This is a genomic window from uncultured Eubacterium sp. (assembly GCF_934295145.1).
Classification (GTDB): domain Bacteria; phylum Bacillota; class Clostridia; order Lachnospirales; family Lachnospiraceae; genus Eubacterium_I.
Map to the genome: position 1 here is coordinate 1 of NZ_CAKRAS010000099.1, position 5,241 is coordinate 5,241.

Here is a 5,241-nt window from a genome sequence, read left to right on the forward strand (position 1 = left end):
TTCCAAACGTTACTGTTTTAGGTTGCTTTGACTTTCGTCTCTGCTTTGTTCTCTCGAACTCATTTAAATCGCGAATTACTTCGCTGTTCTCAACGAATCTTTCAAGGTTATTTCACTGTTCAGTTATCAAAGTTCTTTGTGTTGTTGTCTTAACGACAGCTTTTATATTCTACCAAAAGCTTTTGCCTTTGTCAACAACTTTTTTATTTTATTTAAAAGTTATTGTTTTTGCCGTGTCACTCACGCGACAGCTTGTATATGTTATCATAGCCATTTGCGTTTGTCAACAACTTTTTTCTTTTATTTTCAATTTTATTTCTGAACCCCGTTTTTAGGGCAAAAAAATAACGGAGAAAGAGGGATTTGAACCCTCGCGCCGCGCGAACGACCTACACCCTTAGCAGGGGCGCCTCTTCAGCCTCTTGAGTATTTCTCCATATTTTTTTATAAAATTGATGCGCCGTAACGCTTTATCTACTATACAAGACTTTGTTCTGTTTGTCAATAGCTTTTTACAACTTTTTTATTCCCTGCAAAACCAGGTAAAGCGTTCATTTTCATAGGCTCTGCATTCCAGTTATAGAAATTCTTCATGGAAAAAAAGAGCCATGTATTATTTAACACCTGGCTCTTATTTTTCCTGTAATCAAACTATTTGTGATTAGCTTTTATCTCTGATTGAAATTCTCGTATATCATGTGCGATTTCTCCACTCAGGATCAGCATACAAATTAAGTTTGGAATGGCCATCAACGCATTTGCAATGTCTGAAAAATTCCATACCAGACTGATTGTCTGTGTACATCCGATATATGCAACCAGAGCAAATCCGATTCGATAGATCATATTATATTTGTGTGTACCAAGCAGATATTCAAATGCTTTTTCTCCATGATACTCCCAACCAAGAATCGTTGAAAATGCAAACAAAGTAATTCCAATGGTTACCAGCCAGCCTCCGCCGGAACCGAGAACTGTTTTAAAAGCTGCAATTGTCACATCGGAACCTGTGAGAAGTTCTCCATTTGCATCTGTCATACCAAGTACACCGGAAGATGCAATCGCAAGACCTGTGATTGTACATACCACGATCGTATCCCAGAAAGTACCTGTCATATTGATATATCCCTGTCGTACCGGATTATCTGTCGTTGCCGCTGCTGCCGTGATTGCTGCAGAACCCATACCTGCCTCATTTGAAAAGACGCCTCGTGCGATACCAAACCGCATGGCATTCATCATAGAAGCAACAATGGTACCACACATACCGCCGCCAACAGCTTTTACAGAAAAGGCCATTTTTAAAATCATTACAATACCTGCCGGAACATTTGCTATATTTCCTATAATAACAATAATTCCACATATTACATAAAAAATTGCCATAACCGGAACTACTACGGAAGAAACCTTCGATATAGATTTAATCCCGCCTACGATAATGACCAGTACAAGAATGGTTATGATCACTCCGGTAAGCCATGTAGGCACGTGGAATGTGGTATTTAATGCACCCGAAATAGAATTACCCTGAGTCATATTTCCGATACCAAAGGATGCTACTACTGCAAACAATGCAAAGAGCCATGCAAGCACTGCTCCAAACTTCTTATTTTTCAATCCTTTTTTCATAGTGTACATCGGGCCGCCACTCATCTCACCTTTTTCATTTACCTCGCGGTATTTGATGGCAAGCATACATTCACTGAATTTTGATGTAAGACCAAAAGCTGCAGAAATCCACATCCATACAAGTGCACCCGGACCGCCGGAAACCATGGCTGTGGCAACACCTACAATATTACCGGTACCGATGGTTGCCGCCAATGCAGTTGTCAATGCTGAAAAAGGAGATACATCTCCCTCACCTCTGCTTTTTGTCCTTGCTTCTTTACTGAGCGTGCTTTTCAGCGCATACCCTAAATTTCTCCATGTCAGAAATCTTGTCCGAAATGTCAGGAAAATTCCGGTTCCTACTAAAAGAACAAGCATTACAGGCCCCCAGACAAAATTATCAATGGAGGCAATAATTTCATTTAACTTTTCCATACTCTCTTCCTCTTTCCATATATAAATACAAAAAGAGCGATGTTGTGAACAACATCGCTCTCTAATAAAGCTACATTACTCCATTTATTCTTACCTGTCAACACAAAATTAACAAAAAATTGTGTGTGTTTACTTGAAATTATCTGATTTATCTTTTCCGATATTCAACCCGCTTTATATCCAAAACCTTATCTTTCACACAATCGCTCTTTTAAAAAAGTATTTCGCTTTGTAACTGTCACATTTCTGACCGCATAAGACAATGCCTTTCTGGTTCCTACGATAACCAGAACCTTTTTTGCACGGGTAATACCTGTATAGATCAGATTGCGCTGCAGCATTACATAGTGATTCATCAAAACAGGCATGACCACGATCGGATATTCGGACCCCTGTGCTTTATGTATCGTTGTCGCATAGGCATGCACCAGTTCATCCAGTTCCGATGCTTCATATTCTATGATATGCTGGTCAAAGTTTACTTTTAACGTCCGTTCCTGCAAATCTACAGACTCTACTGTTCCAATATCTCCGTTAAAAATTTCTTTCTCATAATTATTTCGGATCTGCATGACTTTATCCCCCGTGCGAAACAGATATCCGCCCCGGCGCAGACCATCGCCCTGTGGATTCAAAGCTTCCTGAAGTGCAAGATTCAAATTCGCTGCTCCCACAATTCCTTTCTGCATCGGCGTCAGCACCTGAATATGATTCCAGGGCGTTTTGTAATAACGCGGAAGATTGTTTTTTACCAGCCGGACAATTTCCTGCACCGCTTCCTCAGGATCTTCTTTTTCTATATAGAAGAAATCCGTATTTTTTCCATTGGAAATATCCGGAAATTTTCCTTCGTTAATCGCATGAGCATTCATGATGATCCTGCTGCTCTGTGCCTGTCTAAAAATCCGGGTTAGACGAACCACCGGAAATACACCGGAATCAATAATGTCACGCAATACATTACCTGCGCCAACAGATGGGAGCTGATCGATATCTCCCACCAGTATCAGACGCATCCCCTCCGGAATTGCTTTGAGCAGCGCGTTCATCAGTATCATATCGATCATAGAACATTCATCAATGATCAGCACATCTCCATCCAGAGGATTATCCTCATTTTTCTGATATCCCTCCGGCGGTTTACACTCCAACAGACGGTGAATTGTCTTTGCCTCTAATCCGGTTGCTTCTGTCATACGCTTGGCGGCACGACCTGTAGGTGCTGCCAGCAGGATTTTTAATCCAAACGAACGGTAAGCGGCGATAATTCCCTGCGTTGTCGTGGTTTTACCGGTTCCCGGTCCACCGGTCAGCACCATGACTTTGGAAACGGCTGCTTTTCGAATGGCATCTGCCTGAATCTCATCATATTCCATATGTACTTTTTCCTGAATTTTACTGACATCAATGGACAGGCTTTCGTTTCCGGTCTTCTGACGGGCATCCATCAATGCTTGCCAGAGCCGGTCCGCTGCCGGTGCCTGTGCCAGACGCTTCAATTTACCTGCCACACCTGCTTCCGCATAATAAAATGCCGGCAGATAAATAGCTTTCATTTCTGCCTGATCTGTTTTATAGTCTACCGTTTCACAGATCAGGTCCTTGTCCGCGATCATCTGATCCAGCGTCATTACGATACTGGATTCTTCCGCTTCCAGCAATTCTGCTGCCTTCGCGATCAACTGCTCCTGATAAGCAAACACATGTCCCTCATCTGCCAGATTACTGAGTGTATACATAATACCACTGCGCAACCGGACATAAGCCTCCTTCGCAAAACCAAGTTTCTGTGCAATTCCATCCGCTGTCTTAAATCCAATCCCCCAGATATCATCTGCCATCTGGAACGGATTTTCTTTCATTTTATCCAGACTTTCATTTCCGTACTGACGGTAAATTTTTGCTGCAAACGAGGTACTGACGCCATGATCCTGCAAAAAAAGCATAACATTTTTGATTTCTTTCTGCCGTTCCCAACTATCCCGGATCATTTTTATCCGCTTCTTCCCAATACCGTCCACTTCCTGCAGCCGGGAAATATCTGTCTCAATCACTTCCAGCGTTTCTATGCCAAACTGTGCTACGATCTTTTTCGCATATTTCGGTCCAACACCTTTGATCAGACCGGAACCGAGATATTTTTCAATACCAAATACTGTGGCCGGAAGCGTTTCTTCCCAGCTCTCTGCTGCAAACTGTCTGCCGTAACGACTGTCCACTTTCCAATTTCCATAAATCAGCAATACAGAACCAACATTCACATCCAGCAGACTTCCGATGACCGTCACAAGTTCTTTGTAACTTTTTACGGCACATTTGAGGACCGTGTAGCCATTTTCCGGATTTTGATAAGTAATGCGTTCCACCACACCCCGGATTTTTACTGTAAAATGCTGAGGGCGCTGCTGAACCTCTATGCCTTGCGATGCCTTTTTTCTGGCTTCCTCCACACGTTTCTGATGTGCCTCACGCATCTCCGCCACCATGCACTCATACACTTTTTGGTTCATGTAACAGTCATTCAGTGCCCGATGTGCACCTTCTGATGAAATACCATAATGCTCCGCCAGATCCACCAGACGATGATGCTCCATCTTCGGCAAATGCTTTCGCGCCACCTGCAGCGTATCCACATAATTATTCTGCGGAATTTCGCCAAAATACTGCTCGGCGTCACGCCATATAAACTTCATGTCAAACCGTGCAATATTGTGTCCCACCAGAACAAGACCTTCCGTAAAATCCAGAAACTCTGCCAGAACATGCGAAAACGCCGGTGCCTCCGCAACCATCGCATTTGTGATTCCATTCACTTTCGTCGCTCCAAATGGAATCTTGCGGCCCGGGTTCACCAGCGTATTAAATTCATCCACAACTTCGCCACCTTTCACCTTCAGCGCTGAAATCTCAATCACTTCATCATAGTTCGGTGAGATTCCAGTCGTCTCAAGGTCAAAGATGACATAGTTTGGTGTGTATTTATTGATCAGAGTTCCTTTCTTGGTCATAAATGTTAATATCTCAACTTTCTTAAATTTATATCCCTTATCTGCTGCATATTATTTTTATCTTATCACACTCATATTTAAAGCACAATCTTCCCCAAAACTAAATACAGAAATCGGGTCATCTTTTCCTGGCAGGCGATTGTTAGCCGCCGGGACAAGATGACCCGATTTCGTACGTCCTATA

The 5,241-nt window shown here is 42.6% G+C and carries 2 protein-coding genes and 1 tRNA gene; all 3 read right to left on the reverse strand.

Features of this window, described 5'->3' with window-relative positions:
- Positions 1-348: 348 nt before the first annotated feature.
- A tRNA-Ser gene (locus Q0I54_RS13010) sits at positions 349-436 on the reverse strand.
- Between the two features lie 215 nt (positions 437-651).
- The gene (locus Q0I54_RS13015; RefSeq protein ID WP_296119249.1) at positions 652-2,049 is read right to left on the reverse strand and encodes a sodium:alanine symporter family protein; all 1,398 of its coding nucleotides are present in this window, start codon (positions 2,047-2,049) and stop codon (positions 652-654) included.
- A gap of 188 nt (positions 2,050-2,237) precedes the next feature.
- Positions 2,238-5,057 (reverse strand): ATP-dependent RecD-like DNA helicase, encoded by a 2,820-nt coding sequence (locus Q0I54_RS13020; protein WP_367270862.1) that lies wholly within the window; start codon positions 5,055-5,057, stop codon positions 2,238-2,240.
- Positions 5,058-5,241 lie beyond the last annotated feature (184 nt).